Raw genomic sequence first — 16,229 nt, 5'->3', positions numbered from 1 at the left:
TATGAATGAAACTGAGTAATCGTTTAAATGCGATCAATGCATTAATCACTCAGCCCTATGATGTGATTTGGGATTGCTGTTGCGATCATGGTTTACTGGGTATGGCAATTCTCAAGCGCGAGATTGCAAAAAAAGTGGTGTTTGTTGATATTGTACCTGAGCTGATGAGCGAGCTTAATGTGACGTTGACGCGTTTTGCAGGTCCTCAGTCAAGCAGTGACTGGCAAGTAATGTGTAAAGATGTAGGCGGTATTACACTTGAGAAAAACGCCAAACAGTTAGTGATTATCGCCGGTGTGGGAGGCGAGTTACTACTTAAGTTGATGCAGCAAATTATAGCCAACCACACTCAACAAGAATTAGCTCAAATAAGCTTTATTATCTGCCCAGTTCATCATACCTACAGTTTAAGAGAGGGGCTAAACGAGCTTGATTTAGGCCTGATATCAGAACAAATTATTGTTGAAAATAAGCGTTTTTATGAAGCCCTACACCTTAGTTTTGAAAGCACAACTAAAATAACCCCAACAGGCAATACGATGTGGGATATGAGTAATAAACATCATCGTAGCTATCTAAATAAACTGCTTTTGCATTATACGCGAATGGCACATCAGAGCCCACAACGCTTTGAAAAAGTGATCAATGATTACAAACAATTGTTAAGCATTGAGTGATCTATTTAATACTGTTAATTCGTAATACAAAGATAACCTGTAGATGAATTGAAGTAAGTATGAATCGTCAAACAATGAGACCTTCAAGCAATAATAATGAAAAGTGGCCGAATAGTTATGAACAGCCCATCTCTTATGCGCCACTTGTTCAACTTGCTAATAATAATTGGGTCGTGCCGCAGCACTTTTTACGTTACAAGCATACGTTAACGTCAGTCAATGAAGTGCTTGAAAAAATCAAGTTTTCAGCACACTTTACAGTGCTCGCAGCGCAAAAAGATAACCAAATATACTTACAAGTAGCGGTTCTGAGCCCTGATAATTATCAAACTAATACACAAAGTCCTGATGCTAAAAAGTTACTTTTTGGTCGGCGCTGGTACGTGGAAGAAAACCTACCCACCTCGGAGTTAATTCAAACCGCTTTTTTAGCGCTAAAAATCGCAAGAGAACATGAAGTAAGAGAGTTATTTCAGTTCAAACACCGTCACGGTACTAGTACACCATTTAATAACCATCATGATCTTCCCTTAATGGCTGACAATGCAGCTTTAGTACATCTAAGCGATGAGGATGACATCGATATACACACACTCTTAAGTCATTGTCTGTTTGCAGGTGAAGCGCTTGAATTAGTTTCGGTGCAGAATATTGATCCAACCTGTTGGGTGTACCGAGTTCAGCTTATGTGTAGTGAGTGTCAGCTTAGTGAATTTAATAATGCATCCATTACATTTTTGGTTACTGATAATACAAGTAACGGGTTTTTACATGGCTTAATGAATGCGCTTGTGGATAAAAGCAACGAATATGTGAGTGAGCAATTCAGTTACGCTGGATTAACGCGGTTTGGTCGATGTATTGCAGTTGAAAAAGTGGGGGAGTTGAGCATCAAGTTGAGATCGCATAATACCTTACAATTATGCTCTTTGGGTAAACAAAACGCGAATCAACTTAATTTTGAAATCGATAGTGCACGCGTTCCACAAGGTTGTGATAGCGAAATTACGGGCTTTTTAGCCGCTCATGGTATCGAACGGCCAGAAAATGCGCATTTGTACTCAAAGCAGTTTAAAGTCGATTAATTTCTTGTTTAACATCATAACTTGAGTCGGTTACGATAGCTTCCAGTGTTTGTACGCGCTCTTTTAGTGCGCGTACTTCAGCATTTACCGCATCTAGTTGTTTATTTGCATCGTTATTGTTGTTTTGCATTTTATGTTTAAACTCAAGGTGCTTTTTGTACATATCGTATATGACTCCAGAGCCAACCGAAATAAACACAATTAACACGATCATCGTTGTACCTGACATAACTTTTATTTCCTTTATTCGTTTTTATTAGTATAAAGTATAACCTGCTTTACGCACCCAGAAAGCTGACAATTGTAACTTTATTTGTATTCTTAGTCTGAGAGGTTAAATTAAGGCCGTTTACTAAGTCAGTATAAGTGAAACTATCTAGAAGGATATGTATGTTAAATAATAAAATACCGCCGGTATTGGTAGTACTTTTTTTCGCCGGGATTATGGCGTTAGTTGCTCACTATAGTGTTATCGATTTGAGCGCATTTATTAGCTATGTTGCCGCTATTTTTGTGGTTATAGGGGGTATTTTTTGTATTGCCGGTGTAGTGAGTTTTCGTTTAGCTAAAACTACTGTTAATCCTAATAACCCTGAGCAGGCTACGGAGCTTGTAACAACAGGAGTGTATAAGTTGTCTCGTAATCCTATGTATGTTGGTTTTGCGTTTATATTATTAGGCTGGGGCGTATGGCTAATGTCTATTTGGGCTATCGCTTGCATTGCGGGGTTTGTTGCGTATTTAACGCTTTTTCAGATAATTCCAGAGGAGCGCGCATTGAGCAAAATATTTGGTCAACAATACACAGATTACATGAACCGAGTAAGACGCTGGTTATAAACAATAAAAAAGGCTATCAATGATAGCCTTTAATTTAGCTTCAAATAAGCTTATTCATACTCAAGTGGGTCTGTAACGTCGTTAAGTTTAAATGCTTCAAGGCGTTCTTGGCACGCACCACATTTACCACAGGCTTTTTCTCGGCCGTTATAACAGGTCCAAGTTTGGCTGTAGTCTAGCCCCATTTTTATACCATCGGTTAAAATATCAATTTTAGTATTGTTTAAGTAAGGGCTAAAAATTTCGACAGCATCGTAATTAGCAATACGGCATAAATCGTCCATTTTCTTCACAAACTCAGGGCGACAATCAGGATAAATAGCATGATCGCCCGAATGGGCACCATAATAAACTTGGCTGGCTTTAAGAGAAACAGCATACCCAACAGCTAATGACAGTAAAATCATATTACGGTTAGGCACGATAGTACTTTTCATGCTTTCTTCTTCGTAATGGCCTTCAGGCACGTCAATATCGTCAGTTAATGATGAGCCACCAATAAGTTGGTTGATGGCAGAGATATCAACGATTTTATGTGGAACATTAAGCTTTTCACATACTTGTGCGGCGACTTTTAGCTCTTTAACATGACGCTGACCATAATCAAATGACAAGGCGTAAACATCGTGGCCTTCTTGCAGGGCTTTATTTAATACGGTAAATGAATCCATACCGCCGGAATAAATCACAACTACTTTTTGCGTCATATCTGTTTTGCTCTTAGTTTTAATAGAGGTTTATATCAGGGCGCGATATACTACACGGCTGGAGCATAAATAACAATTTTTGCCCGTGCTTTTTGATTTCTATTTTATCGCTATTTTATCCGATAAATATGCCAAGTAGTAAGTGAGATAACGTTTGTACAAAATAAATGAAGTATTTGAAACAATCCAAGGTGAAGCAAGTTTTACAGGCACGCCTTCAATATTTTTGCGTCTACAGGGCTGCCCGGTTGGGTGTGCTTGGTGTGATACAAAACAAACTTGGGATGTCGATAACGTATATAAAGTTTCACTTGATGAGACGGTAGAAAAAAAAGCCGACTCAGATCACTGGGCTGATGCATCAGCACAGCAAATATTAGCGCTATTTAAATCGCGAGGTTACCGTGCAAAACATGTGGTGATCACCGGTGGCGAGCCATGCATGTATGACTTAAACCCAGTATGCGAATTACTTCATGAGAATGGTTTTAGTACGCAAATAGAAACTAGCGGCACTTTTGAAATTTTAGTGCCAACACAAACGTGGGTTACTGTATCGCCAAAAATTAATATGCGTGGTGGCTATGAAGTGCTGACCTCGGCAATGAAGCGCGCAGATGAAATAAAGCACCCAATTGCAATGCAAAAACATGTAGAAGAGCTTGAAGCATTATTTGCTAAAACGGGTGTTGACCCTAAATTGGTCTACTTGCAACCTATTAGCCAAAAAGTTTCTGCAACGAAATTGGCAATAGAAACGTGCATTGATAAAAACTGGCGTTTATCTGTGCAAGTACACAAGTACTTGGGGATCAGTTAGCAAACGTTGTCTTTTATTTTTTATAGCTGAATTTGTAAAAACACGCCGGTGATTATCTTACCAGCGTGTTTGCCCTTCATTAATCGTTAAACTTGATACGAATGCCAGCATTGACAGTAAAGCCATCGTTTCGAGACCAAATATCTGTCGTCCAACGGCCGCTCGGTGCTTGTTGTGGCAATATGAGAGAGTCTTCTTTTGTTTGTCTTACATTGAGTAAATTCTCTGCATTAACAAAATAGCTAATCCGCCCAACGGTAATTTGCCCAAGTAAACCTAAGTGCCAGTAAGCATCACTTTTATCTCTGTACGGGTTATTCTCAAGGTGTTGTGTGCCGGTGTAGTAGGCTTCAAAACCAACTAAGTGACTACCATGTTCTTCCCACATGATTACTGCACCCGCTGAGTGTTCTGGAGTGAGAGTAAGGGGTACACGACCTGTTCCTGAGCTGCTTTGTTTACTTGCATCTGTATATAAATAACTACCCGTTAGCTTGATATCATTCCAGCGGTAACGTAATAGAAATTCTGCACCGCGTATTTCACTTTGGCCAGGTGCGTTGACAATGCGAACATTTTTATCAGAAGGTGTGAGTTGCTGATTAATAACTTCTAACTCAGTGACGTTTTCAACATCGGAGGAGAAAAAGGTAACACTTGTTTCTACGCTATCAAATGCATAGCTGATATCGATAGAGGCGGTGTTTGCATGTTCTTCTTCAATATTTTCGAGCGGTTCTAAATGGGATAAACCGGCATCCTCAATGTCTTCAATAAATGGAGTCGGGGCAAAGAATCCTTTGCCGTAAGAGCCTCGTACAGTCCAATTTTCTGGGTTGTATAGCATTGAAATACGTGGGCTAAATTGCGTACCGTATTCATTGTGCCAATCGGCACGTGCACTTAATGACAGCGACACATTTTCGCTGGCTTCATAATCAAGCTGTGAAAAAACGCCCGGCACTTCGTAGCTGTAGTCAAACGCAGAAAAGTCTTCAGAATGGTATTTTTCAGACTGGTAAGCGGCACCGACTAGCCATGCTATGTTGTCGGTATAACCAGAGATACTTGACTCAAATAAATAACTTTCATGATTGTCATCTTCGTTTACTGTGCCATACACGTGATCATGATCTTGCTGCATTGCAGAACCACGTACATTTAAGGCCAGTACTTCATTTAATGGTTTATCAAATATAAACCCAGTATCGAGCCTTAAGCTGTCTTGTGTTTGTGCAAATGGGTTGCCATCTGGCATGGTTGCGTTTTCAACTGTGCCGCCATCTCGTTGCTCGGTCATTGCACCTACAGTGACGTATAAATTGGCGCCATTATCACCTTCCCAATAGATACGGGGGCGTACACTTGCTCTGTTATAGCTTGCCATATCAAGCCAGCCATCATCATCTAAGTCTTGCTCTTCTTGATGATGAAGCCCTGCGGTAACAGAGGCGCTGATTGAGTCAGTTAACGGGGCCGCAAAGTAAGAGGTAACATCTTGGCCATTTTTTGAGGTCGCATTGAGGAGAACTTCGCCCTCAAATTCATCGCTCGGCGTACGTGAAATCAAATTGATCACACCACCTAGCGCAGAGCCTCCATATAATGAAGACGCAGAGCCTTTTATGATCTCAACATTGGCAAGATCAGTCGGCGGGATTTGTAATAAGCCTATTGATTGACCGCCATATAATGGCAGTCCGTCACTAAGTAGCTGGGTATAGCGGCCATATAGGCTTTGCAAACGGATATTTGCACTGCCTAAAGCGGGTGAAGTGTTTTGCACGCGTACACCACCAGTTTCTGCCACTAGCATTGAAATGTTGCCAGGACGCATTAACGCTTTTTCATGTATTTCTTCAGCATTGATAATTTCAGTACGAGTAGCTGACTCGGTAACAATGCGACCAAGACGAGAAGCGGTGACTTGTATTTTCTCTATCGGTTTTTTTTCATGTTCGTCATGGTCATGATGCTGTTCGTTGGCGAACGAATAAGCAGGGAGTAACGCAGCAACAACAGCTAGCTTAGATGTTTTTGTAAACATATTTGTCTCATAATTGTATTAAAGTAGAGCGAATTAGCCCTTAACGTGGCTAAAAAACATGGGAACTGTATTTATGAGATAGCGATAGGAGGGCGGTAAATATAAGTGGCAACGGAGATTATTTTTGCAATATTTTGTTTTGTAGCGTGATGATTTTGCATATCAATTTGAGTTGTCGTGATTTCTGACGGCAGGTAAAAGGCTGATACACAAGTATTTGCAGGGCAAAAACAGGTGTTATCACAACACTCTATTTCGCAACAGTCATCGTCACTCTTTGCGGTGTTTTCAGTTACCAGAGGACCGTCAATATTTAACGTTTGACTGTAAAGGTGAGTACTATTCGAAGGAGATACACTATACGCCATACTTTGTTCAGCAAAGGTGAGCAAAATAAACAAAACAGCCAACATGTTTGAAAATGGCTTAGGCATAGTAATCTCAAAAGGAAAAAGTGTGAGCATTATATTGAATTTACAATGTGATGTGAATACTTGTGACTCATAACTAAATAATTTTAGAGTAAAAGTGTAAATCCGTTGTTCATGTATTAAGGTATATTGTTTAGGTGACTAACTAAGATGTTAAGTTGTAAAAGGATCTTATTTTTGCATGAGCTATTTTAAAAATATAATAACAAAATTTATTTTAATGATGCAGCAGCATCCAGGCTTGCTGGCCGTATTTGCTTTTTGCAGTGGTGTGGCAAGTTATGTGTTAGTTGAGCGAAAGGAGTCGTTTTCGCAAATTATAGCTATACTTTTACTCATCAGTTGGGTGTGGTTAATCGTTGATAATTGGCTGCGCGATAAAGTTGAGCAGCGCTTCGGTGTTGCTGTTTCACCTAATTTTATGCGTTTTGCATTACAAATGGTACAACAAGAAAGCTTGTTTTTTGCATTGCCATTTTTTCTCGCGGTGACTTCGTGGAATCATCCACAGGCTGTTTTTACATCATTAATTATACTTTGCGCATTTATATCGGTTGTCGATCCGCTGTATTATAAAAAATTAGCTAAGCACAGTATATTATTTACGGTGTTTCACAACTTCGCACTGTTCGTTGTTATTCTCGTTACTTTGCCTATTTTACTTAATCTCACCACCAGTGAAAGCCTAACAATAGCATTGATCACCTCAGTTATTTGTACACTGCCAAGCTTGGGTAATTTAATGCCAAATGCGCGCTGGTGGCGCTTTCCTTTACTCGTTTTATTATTGAGTGCGCTTAGCGCTGGTTTATGGCAACTTCGCAGCTGGGTACCGCCGGCAGCGCTGCGCTTAACCGATATCGCACTATCCCATGAAGTCGATATTGAACAACGCAAGCCCATTGGTAATGTTAAGCAGTTAGATGTAAAAACATTACAGAGCAAAGGTTTGTATAGTTGGACAGCGGTAAAGGCACCAAGAGGGTTAAACGAAAAGATTTTTCATGTTTGGATCCTTAATAACCAAGTCGTGGAACGAATTACATTAGATATTACAGGTGGGCGTGAGCAAGGTTATAGAGCGTGGACCCATAAAGTGAACTTTCCCGCAGATCCGGTTGGGAAATGGCAAGTACACGTTGTTACTGAATCAGGACAATTGATAGGACTAGCTAAATTTAATGTTAGTCTATAATCAGTTGTCCTTATTATGAATAGGTGCCCATTAGGTTATATATGGGTTGTTATTTTGTTCGACCAAGACACAAAATATCCGTAAATCTAACTCCAGCTGGTGGTACTCTGGCTCCATGTGACAACACAGGGCGTAAAAGCTTTTGTTGTGATCTTTTTCTTTAAAATGGGCGAGTTCATGTATCACTAATGCTTTTAATAATGGCTCTGGTGCACGCAGTAAATCGCTGTTTATAGCTAAATCATGTTTGCGAGTTTTACCTTGCATACGGTAGGTATGCGTACCCAGTGCGTTAGTCACCATATCACCTTGCTTTTTAAATGCGGCGCGGCCAAACGGCGGGGCATTTTTTTAATAGCGTTTTTTAAGTTCAGTGGCGTACGCGTATAACGACTTGTCACTGGTGATGTTATGGGCATTGGGGTATTTTTTAGTTAAGTATGCGCCGTGTTTGTTGTTATTAATGAGCTGCATCACTTGTGTGACAATTTGTTCAGGGTAGCCTGTAAAATAACGAGAGTAGTCTTTCATAAATTTAAAATAAGCTCGATTGAGTGGCTTCTTTTTCACCTACAAAAGGTGATAAAACGCGGTGGTTATAATTTAAGTCTTGGCAAAATTGACGCGCTAACAATGGAGCTTGGCGATTATCGGCGGTATGAAAAAACACATAAGGGGTTTTACCTTCATCGAGCCATTGTTTTATTTTTTTCAGCCACGGCTGGTAATAACTTTTATAGTCATGCTCTAAACTGGCAATCACAAACCTTGCCATCGGCTGCTCACCAGTGGCGATAGCATGAACAGGTAAATGAGGCTTTTTTTGTTGGGCATCTATCAAGGCTTCGGTATTAGGTTTTACCGCAAACAGGGCGCGCGTATCCATGGCAATGCGGTTTATGTTGTTGACCATTAATAACTGGTTTAATGCAACTTCTGCATCGCCTTTTTTAAAAAACTCACCGTGGCGTACTTCAACGCCGTAATTTATATCGTGTGGCAACTTACTAATAAACTGAGCGAGAAGGGGCAATTGTGCAGGGCTAAAGCTATTGGGTAGTTGTAGCATGATTTGCCCAATATAAGGTAATAGCGGTTCGAACAAATTAAACCAAGCTTTTAGCTCGTCATCAATATTGGTTAATTGTAATTCGTGGCTAAAGCGGCGGTGAAATTTAAAGGTAAATTTAAAATCGTTATTAACAGCATCACGCCAGCGCTTGAGTGACTCAATACTAGGGTCGGCGTAAAAGCTTGTATTACCTTCAACAGAATTGAACACCTGCGCGTATTCATGCAGCATGTCAGCATTTTTACAATGGCTGGATAACAAATTGCCTTTCCACGCGGTGCTTGACCACTGCGGACACCCTAAATACAACATAAAACGGTTAACTGATTGTGTGTTTTAGCTAGTATATCAAATCTATAAATTGAAAGCACAGTGACCGCTGCCGCGCTCGCATTTTTAAGTAACTTGGGTATAATGCACCCCCTAAAATGATTAATAAATAGTGGCTTTAACTCCCCAAAAACAGCAAATTCTTAGGGAAAGCGGCTATGAGTCTTAAACTGACAGGAATACTATGCGCTCTATATACTGCGGACAGCTTAATAAAACTCATGTGGATCAAGAAGTTGAACTATGTGGCTGGATAAATAAACGACGTGACCTTGGTGGTCTTATTTTTGTCGACTTACGCGACAGAGAAGGCTTAGTGCAAGTTGTATTCGATCCTGAAGTTGAAGGCTTAATGGATACAGCTAATAAACTTCGTCAAGAATTTTGTGTGCAGCTTAAAGGTGTTGTTCGTGCACGCCCAGAGAGCCAAGTAAACAAAGATATGGCAACAGGTGAAGTTGAAATTTTAGGCACTAGCTTAACTATCATCAACCGCTCTGAGCCGTTACCGCTTGATTTTAACCAAGTAAATTCAGAAGAGCGCCGTTTAAAGTACCGTTATTTAGATTTACGTCGTTTAGAGATGAGCGACCGTATTAAGTTACGTGCTAAAGCAAGCAGCTTTGTTCGTCGCTTTTTAGATGAAAATGCATTTTTAGATATTGAAACACCTGTTTTAACTAAAGCAACACCTGAAGGTGCGCGTGACTATTTAGTACCAAGCCGTGTTCACAAAGGCAGCTTTTACGCATTACCGCAATCACCACAGTTGTTTAAGCAATTATTGATGATGTCTGGTTTTGATCGTTACTACCAAATCGTTAAATGTTTCCGTGATGAAGATTTACGTGCTGATCGTCAACCTGAATTTACTCAAATAGATTTAGAAACGTCGTTCATGAGCTCTGATCAAGTACGCGGTATGACTGAAAAGATGATCCGTGAAATGTGGCAGTCATTGCTTAACGTTGATTTAGGCGAGTTCCCAATCATGCCTTATTCAGAAGCCATGAGCTTGTACGGCTCTGATAAACCTGACTTACGTAACCCAATGAAGCTGATTGACGTTGCTGATTTGGTAAAAGACGTTGAGTTTAAAGTATTCTCAGGCCCTGCCAATGATGAAAAAGGCCGTGTTGCTGTATTAACAGTACCAGGTGGTGCTAAGCTTTCTCGTAAGCAGTTAGATGACTACACCAAGTTTATTGGTATTTACGGTGCGAAAGGTCTAGCTTGGATGAAAGTTAACGACCGTGATGCAGGCGCTGAAGGTGTTCAATCGCCAATTGCCAAGTTCTTAAACGAAGAAGTGATTAACGAACTTCTAGCACGTACTAATGCACAAACGGGCGACATCATTTTATTTGGTGCAGATAAACGCAACACAGTAAATGAAGCCATGGGCGCATTACGCTTGAAGATTGGTGTTGATTTAGAAATTACCAACCTTGATAGCTGGGCACCACTTTGGGTTGTTGACTTCCCAATGTTTGAAGAAGATGACGAAGGCACTCTTCATGCTGTACACCACCCATTTACTGCACCAAAAGACATTGATGCAGCAACTCTTGAAGCAAATCCAGCAGCGGCTATCTCAGATGCCTACGATATGGTATTAAACGGCTACGAAGTAGGCGGCGGATCTGTGCGTATTCACAATGCAGATATGCAAGAAGCGGCTTTTAGAATCCTAGGAATTGAAGCACAAGAGCAACAAGACAAGTTTGGCTTCTTACTTGACGCGCTTAAATACGGCACGCCACCGCATGCTGGTCTTGCGTTTGGTTTAGACCGTTTAGTAATGCTACTGTGTGGTACTGATAACATTCGTGACGTTATTGCTTTCCCTAAGACAACACAAGCTTCATGTTTACTAACTGATGCACCAAGTAAAGCTAATGCTGATTCATTGACTGAGCTTGCTATCAACGTTGTTGAAAAAGCTGAAAAACCAGCTGAATAAATCACGAAAAACTAGTTTAATGTTAAAAACCCTAAGCTGATACTTAGGGTTTTTTTATTGCTGTTTTAAGAGAGGTAATGCCAGAAGCATGTTATTTTCACAAAACGATTATTATGAACATGAATTTTTAAAAGTTAAAGCAACAGCACAGCGCTTTAGTGACATTGAATTTGAGCAATGCCAATTTATTGAGTGTGACTTTAGCCAAGCTCAATTCAGTAACTGTCGTTTTATTGATTGCGAATTTATTAATTGCAATTTGAGTGATTTAAGTTGGAGCTACAGCTCATTAGAAGAGGTGAACTTTAAAGGATGTAAGCTCAATAGCATTGTTTGGGGACAAGTAAACTGGCCGCAACTGGCATTAACAGCACCTGTTAGCTTTAAAGATTGCGAGCTTAGCCATAGCTCATTTTTTGAGTTGTCATTAAAAGCGTTAACAATGACGGATTGCTTTGCAAAGGATGTCGATTTTAGGCATGCCAATTTAGCGAAAAGCCAGTTTATAGGCACAGATTTTAGAGACAGTGTGTTTCATCAAACCAATTTAAGTAACGCTAATTTTGTCGGTGCCACACAGTTTAATATTGATATAAAAAATAATGATGTAAGTGGTGCTAAGTTTGAACGACTTGAAGCGTTAAATTTATTAGCAGGACTTGATATCGAGCTGGTGGATTAGCCGCTATTACCAAGCTAATCCACCTATTAACCTTTAATTTAGCAAGCGGGGCCGTTTTTATTGCGAGCGCTGGCAAGGGCGCGAGCAATTTCAAGCAGCGCAGGGTTAATATCATCAGCGCCATCTTTGATCAACTTAGTCACATCGCCAGATGAGTATAAGCTATCACGGGGTGATTTAATGCCAAGCTCTCTGACGAAGTCTTTGGTTTTACCTGTGCTGCCGGTTTCAATAAATTTAAAAATAATACGTTCGTTATTACTTTTTGGTTCGGCTTGTAACACTTTAATTTCTTCGTTATAGGCTTCAATACGACTTTGTAAAATGTCGATTCGTTGTTCGATGCTGCTGTATGATTTCATGGGACACTTTTAAATAAACATAAATATTAGCGCTATTATCGCATATATTTACAATTATGGCGCTGCTAAACACGACACAGCGCCTTTGTATTTATTTAGCCAGCTCACTTACGATTAATGGAGCGTTATGCAAGGTTTTATGCACAGGGCATTTGTCTGCTATTTCTAGCAAACGCTTGCGTTGTTCATCGGCTAAATCGCCTATTAGGGTGATTTTTCGGGTGATGGCTTCAATTTTAGCGTCTTTATCGCAGTCATCACAATCTGCGTGGTAATCGCGGGTATGGTCAAGTTCTACCTTTACATGTTCAAGTGGTAACTTTTTGCGACTCGCATACATACGCAGTGTCATTGCTGTACAGGCTCCAAGTCCGGCGAGTAAATGATGATACGGATCGGGTCCTAAATTATTGCCTCCGACTTTTGAAGGTTCATCGGCAAGCCAAGTATGATCCTTAGTGCTAACATGTTGAGTAAACACATGGTCTTTTTCTTCTACTAATACATTGCCATTGGTTAGTTTGCCAGAGTATTGAGTTTTATTGTGATCGACATAGCGCTTGGCCCATGATGCGATAACCTCAGCTGCGTAGTCGGCATCTTCTTTGTTAGTGAGCAAGTGATCAGCTTTATCTAAACTAATAAAACTTTTAGGGTGTTTTGCTGCTGCGTAAATTTTTTCAGCCTCATTGATACTAACCGTGGCATCAATGGGAGAGTGCATAACCAGTAAAGCGCGTTTTAATTTACTAATATGGCTACGATCGTATTTAGCTATATCGTCAACAAACTGCTTTTTAATGGTGAATTCACGCCCAGCTAAACTTACCTTTGCTTCGCCCGCGCTGTTTATTTCATCAAGGTGGGCACTAAAGTTATGCGCTACATGTTGTGCATCTGATGGAGCACCAATAGTTGTAATGGCTTGTACTTCACTTATATGCTCAGCAGCTGCAAGGACCGCAGCACCACCTAAACTATGTCCGATTAATAGTTGTGGAGCCTTGAAATGCTCTCTTAAATGGTCAGCAGCTGCAATTAAATCTTGAATATTTGATGAAAAGTTACTATTGGCAAAGTCGCCATCGCTGTTACCCAGACCAGTAAAGTCAAACCGTAAAACAGCAATACCTTGTTGTGTTAATGCACGGCTAATACGAGTGGCTGCTGCAATGTCTTTACCGCACGTAAAACAATGGGCAAATAGGGCGTAAAATTTAATATCGTCAGCCGGTGACTCTAATTGTCCGGCAAGTTGTAACTCACCACTTTGAAAGGTTATTTTTTGTCGCATTGAATGTACCTTCACTCTGTATAGTAATTAGAAAGAGTAGACCAATATAATAACGGTATGATTTCAATTTAATCGTGCTGATTTTTAGCGTTTGATCTATATCAACTATTAGTTGAACTCGGTAAAGGTGCGGACATAAGTCCTTATGTTTTTAAGGCTATTTTATTATCCTCGCGGAGCGCAACAATAGAGCAACTGCTATGATTAGCACAGGCTTTTGACAACTTAATTCATTGGATACGAACATGCAACTACCTACCGTTGATTATCAAGCGAGCGATGCAGCCGCTCAATTTGTTGAATCTCTTAGAAACACTGGCTTTGGTGTATTAAAAAACCATCCAATTCCGCAATCTTTAGTTGAATCGATTTACCACAACTGGCAGGAATTTTTTAACTCTGAGCAAAAGCATGATTTCTTATTCTCTAAAGATACACAAGATGGGTATTTTCCACCGTCAGTATCTGAGGTTGCTAAAGGTTTTACAGTAAAAGACATTAAAGAATATTTTCATGTTTATCCAAAAGGCCGTGTGCCTGAACAGCTTGAAGCTGACGTGCGTGAATATTACCGTTTAGCGAATGAGTTTGCGGCAACATTATTAAGCTGGGTTCAAGCTGAAGCGCCAGCTGATGTTCGTGCTAAATTTTCAATCGATTTGAAAGACATGATTGCTGACTCTGAGCAAACGTTATTGCGTATATTGCATTACCCACCGATGACGGGTGATGAAGAGCCTGGCGCAATCCGCGCTGCAGCGCACGGCGACATCAATTTATTAACGGTTTTACCTGCCTCTAATGAGCCCGGCTTACAAGTGCAAAAAACTGACGGTGGTTGGTTAGACGTACCGTGTGATTTTGGCAGTTTGATCATAAATATTGGTGACATGTTACAAGAAGCGTCAGGCGGGTATTTTCCATCAACGATTCACAGGGTAATTAACCCAACAGGCAAGGCGTCTACTAAGTCACGTATTTCGCTGCCGTTATTCTTACATCCGCGTCCAGATGTGGTGTTGTCAGAGCGTTATACCGCTGACAGCTACTTACAAGAGCGTTTACGTGAGTTAGGTGTGAAGTAATCACTCTTTCTCGTGAGATGAAAGCGGCTTAATGCCGCTTTTTTATTTTGCAGGATATTTACTTTTATTAGCTTGTGTTTTTATCGCCACTTTGAACACATAAGCACTCAACTTCTAGCTAGCGTATAAAGAGTAAGGTTAATATTCAATGCATTATTGGCCACGATCGGTATAATGCGCGCAACTGGCCACTTTGGCCTTATTTAAAAGAGAGTTTATATGAGTTTTGATGGGTTAGGTTTATCACAGTCTTTAGTTAATGCAGTTTTAGAAAAGGGCTATGAAACGCCAACACCAATTCAGGCTCAGGCCATTCCTGCGATCATCGAAGGTCGTGATGTAATGGCAGCAGCGCAAACAGGCACAGGTAAAACTGCTGGTTTTACGTTACCGTTGATTGAGTCGTTAGCCAAAGGGCATAAAGCCAAAGGTAACCAAGTACGCGCCTTAATTTTAGCGCCCACTCGTGAGCTTGCGTTGCAAGTAAGTGAAAACGTTGAAGAGTATGCTAAGCACTCTAACATCAGCTCATTTGTTGTTTATGGTGGGGTTAAAATAAACCCGCAAATGCAAAGACTTCGTAAAGGTGTGGATATTTTAGTGGCAACACCGGGACGTTTAATTGATTTACATAATCAAAATGCTTTGAAGTTTGATAACCTTGAAGTGTTAGTGCTTGATGAAGCTGACCGTATGCTCGATATGGGCTTTATTCACGACATTAAACGCATTATTAGTAAATTACCTGCAAAACGTCAAAACTTAATGTTTTCAGCTACTTTCTCAGATGAAATTCGTGCACTTGCAAAAGGCTTGATTAATGATCCTGTTGAGATTTCTGTAGCAGCAAAAAACACCACGGCTAAAAGCGTTACACAGTCAGTGTATGCTGTAGATAAAGCACGTAAAACGGCACTTTTGAGTCATTTAATTCGCAGTAATGATTGGCAGCAAGTTTTAGTTTTTAGTCGGACTAAGCATGGTGCAAACCGCTTAGTTAAACAACTTGAACGTGATGATATTGTGGGAGCTGCGATTCATGGTAATAAATCTCAAGGTGCGCGCGTCAAAGCATTAGATGGCTTTAAAAGTGGTGAAGTGCGTGTATTAGTGGCAACAGATATTGTGGCTCGTGGTCTTGATATTGTTGAGCTTCCGCATGTGGTTAATTATGACTTACCAAACATTTATGAAGATTACGTTCACCGTATTGGCCGCACAGGTCGTGCGGGTGCCACAGGCCATGCTATCTCGTTTGTAACGACCGATGATGCTGCTGACTTGTATGGTATTGAACGCTTTATTGGTGAGCTTATTCCTCGTGCTTCTGAGCCGGGTTTTGAGCCAAGCAACCCAGTGCCAGAAAGAGCGCTTGATGCAAGGCCAATAAAACCGAAAAAGCCTAAAAAAGCTAAACAGCCGTTTTCAAAACCTAAGTCTGATAGCAAAAAGCCAAACAATGGTGGCAACGGTACAGGTCCACGCCGTGGTGGTTCTAAAAAGCCTGCTGCTAAAGGCGAGGGGGAGCAACAAAACCCATGGGCAAAACGCCAATCGGTTGGTGGTAACTCACAGCGCCGTCGTCGTCCAAGTAATGGCGGCTCGCAGGGCAACACGTAACCTTTGCTGTAATAATATA

The 16,229-nt window shown here is 40.6% G+C and carries 16 protein-coding genes and 1 pseudogene; 9 read left to right on the top strand and 8 right to left on the bottom strand.

Annotated features, from left to right (window positions below; all coding sequences use genetic code 11):
- The first annotated feature begins 5 nt into the window (after positions 1 to 5).
- Both AAEU30_RS04455 and AAEU30_RS04450 read left to right on the top strand, forming a co-directional pair.
- Positions 6 to 677 carry a tRNA (adenine(22)-N(1))-methyltransferase TrmK gene (locus tag AAEU30_RS04455; RefSeq protein ID WP_421959487.1) on the top strand — a complete coding sequence of 224 codons (672 nt, stop codon included), beginning with the start codon at positions 6 to 8 and terminating at the stop codon, positions 675 to 677.
- A 59-nt stretch (positions 678 to 736) separates the two neighbouring features.
- On the top strand, positions 737 to 1,762 hold the full coding sequence (locus AAEU30_RS04450) for a hypothetical protein (protein WP_421959486.1): 1,026 nt from the start codon (positions 737 to 739) through the stop codon (positions 1,760 to 1,762).
- On the opposite strand, the gene AAEU30_RS04445 is transcribed toward AAEU30_RS04450, so the two are convergent.
- Positions 1,749 to 1,991 carry a hypothetical protein gene (locus AAEU30_RS04445; RefSeq protein ID WP_087531686.1) on the bottom strand — a complete coding sequence of 81 codons (243 nt, stop codon included), beginning with the start codon at positions 1,989 to 1,991 and terminating at the stop codon, positions 1,749 to 1,751. The two genes, AAEU30_RS04450 and AAEU30_RS04445, sit on opposite strands and share 14 nt — an antisense overlap.
- Positions 1,992 to 2,152: 161 nt before the next feature.
- Here AAEU30_RS04445 and AAEU30_RS04440 point away from each other — a divergent pair, with 161 nt between their 5' ends.
- Complete coding sequence (locus tag AAEU30_RS04440; protein ID WP_421959485.1) at positions 2,153 to 2,602, top strand: methyltransferase family protein; 450 nt, start codon at positions 2,153 to 2,155, stop codon at positions 2,600 to 2,602.
- Between the two features lie 50 nt (positions 2,603 to 2,652).
- Here the strand turns inward: AAEU30_RS04440 and queC are convergent, their stop codons facing one another.
- Entirely contained in the window at positions 2,653 to 3,333 is a 681-nt protein-coding gene (gene queC / locus AAEU30_RS04435; RefSeq protein ID WP_356948015.1) for a 7-cyano-7-deazaguanine synthase QueC, read from the bottom strand.
- Positions 3,334 to 3,463: 130 nt separating this feature from the next.
- Here queC and queE point away from each other — a divergent pair, with 130 nt between their 5' ends.
- On the top strand, positions 3,464 to 4,129 hold the full coding sequence (gene queE, locus AAEU30_RS04430) for a 7-carboxy-7-deazaguanine synthase QueE (protein ID WP_087531683.1): 666 nt from the start codon (positions 3,464 to 3,466) through the stop codon (positions 4,127 to 4,129).
- Positions 4,130 to 4,208: 79 nt separating this feature from the next.
- On the opposite strand, the gene AAEU30_RS04425 is transcribed toward queE, so the two are convergent.
- Positions 4,209 to 6,176, bottom strand: coding sequence for a TonB-dependent receptor plug domain-containing protein (locus tag AAEU30_RS04425; protein ID WP_421959484.1), 1,968 nt, complete (start codon positions 6,174 to 6,176; stop codon positions 4,209 to 4,211).
- Between the two features lie 71 nt (positions 6,177 to 6,247).
- Positions 6,248 to 6,610 carry a hypothetical protein gene (locus AAEU30_RS04420; protein ID WP_421959483.1) on the bottom strand — a complete coding sequence of 121 codons (363 nt, stop codon included), beginning with the start codon at positions 6,608 to 6,610 and terminating at the stop codon, positions 6,248 to 6,250.
- A gap of 178 nt (positions 6,611 to 6,788) precedes the next feature.
- Here AAEU30_RS04420 and AAEU30_RS04415 point away from each other — a divergent pair, with 178 nt between their 5' ends.
- Positions 6,789 to 7,802, top strand: coding sequence for a DUF5924 family protein (locus AAEU30_RS04415; protein WP_421959482.1), 1,014 nt, complete (start codon positions 6,789 to 6,791; stop codon positions 7,800 to 7,802).
- A 30-nt stretch (positions 7,803 to 7,832) separates the two neighbouring features.
- Here AAEU30_RS04415 and AAEU30_RS04410 read toward each other — a convergent pair.
- Together AAEU30_RS04410 and AAEU30_RS04405 are read right to left on the bottom strand one after the other, a co-directional pair.
- A pseudogene (locus AAEU30_RS04410) lies at positions 7,833 to 8,333 on the bottom strand (M48 metallopeptidase family protein).
- A gap of 4 nt (positions 8,334 to 8,337) precedes the next feature.
- Positions 8,338 to 9,186, bottom strand: coding sequence for a DUF72 domain-containing protein (locus tag AAEU30_RS04405; protein ID WP_421959481.1), 849 nt, complete (start codon positions 9,184 to 9,186; stop codon positions 8,338 to 8,340).
- A gap of 202 nt (positions 9,187 to 9,388) precedes the next feature.
- Here AAEU30_RS04405 and aspS point away from each other — a divergent pair, with 202 nt between their 5' ends.
- On the top strand, positions 9,389 to 11,167 hold the full coding sequence (gene aspS, locus AAEU30_RS04400; protein WP_421959480.1) for an aspartate--tRNA ligase: 1,779 nt from the start codon (positions 9,389 to 9,391) through the stop codon (positions 11,165 to 11,167).
- An 88-nt stretch (positions 11,168 to 11,255) separates the two neighbouring features.
- Positions 11,256 to 11,849 carry a pentapeptide repeat-containing protein gene (locus AAEU30_RS04395; RefSeq protein ID WP_421959479.1) on the top strand — a complete coding sequence of 198 codons (594 nt, stop codon included), beginning with the start codon at positions 11,256 to 11,258 and terminating at the stop codon, positions 11,847 to 11,849.
- Positions 11,850 to 11,887: 38 nt separating this feature from the next.
- Here AAEU30_RS04395 and AAEU30_RS04390 read toward each other — a convergent pair whose 3' ends face one another.
- Positions 11,888 to 12,211 (bottom strand): hypothetical protein, encoded by a 324-nt coding sequence (locus AAEU30_RS04390; protein ID WP_421959478.1) that lies wholly within the window; start codon positions 12,209 to 12,211, stop codon positions 11,888 to 11,890.
- Between the two features lie 91 nt (positions 12,212 to 12,302).
- Positions 12,303 to 13,505 (bottom strand): bifunctional alpha/beta hydrolase/OsmC family protein, encoded by a 1,203-nt coding sequence (locus AAEU30_RS04385; RefSeq protein WP_421959477.1) that lies wholly within the window; start codon positions 13,503 to 13,505, stop codon positions 12,303 to 12,305.
- A gap of 245 nt (positions 13,506 to 13,750) precedes the next feature.
- On the opposite strand from AAEU30_RS04385, the gene AAEU30_RS04380 reads away from it, so the two are divergent.
- Positions 13,751 to 14,590: an isopenicillin N synthase family dioxygenase gene (locus AAEU30_RS04380; protein ID WP_087531673.1), complete on the top strand. Its 840-nt coding sequence runs from the start codon at positions 13,751 to 13,753 to the stop codon at positions 14,588 to 14,590.
- 219 nt (positions 14,591 to 14,809) lie between these two features.
- Positions 14,810 to 16,210: a DEAD/DEAH box helicase gene (locus AAEU30_RS04375; RefSeq protein ID WP_421959476.1), complete on the top strand. Its 1,401-nt coding sequence runs from the start codon at positions 14,810 to 14,812 to the stop codon at positions 16,208 to 16,210.
- The last annotated feature ends 19 nt before the right edge of the window (positions 16,211 to 16,229 follow it).

The sequence above is a fragment of the Pseudoalteromonas mucoides genome (genome assembly GCF_049257175.1).
Taxonomy (GTDB): domain Bacteria; phylum Pseudomonadota; class Gammaproteobacteria; order Enterobacterales; family Alteromonadaceae; genus Pseudoalteromonas.
Note: the sequence above shows the minus strand (reverse complement) of the source record. Positions and strands in the feature narration are given on the sequence as shown.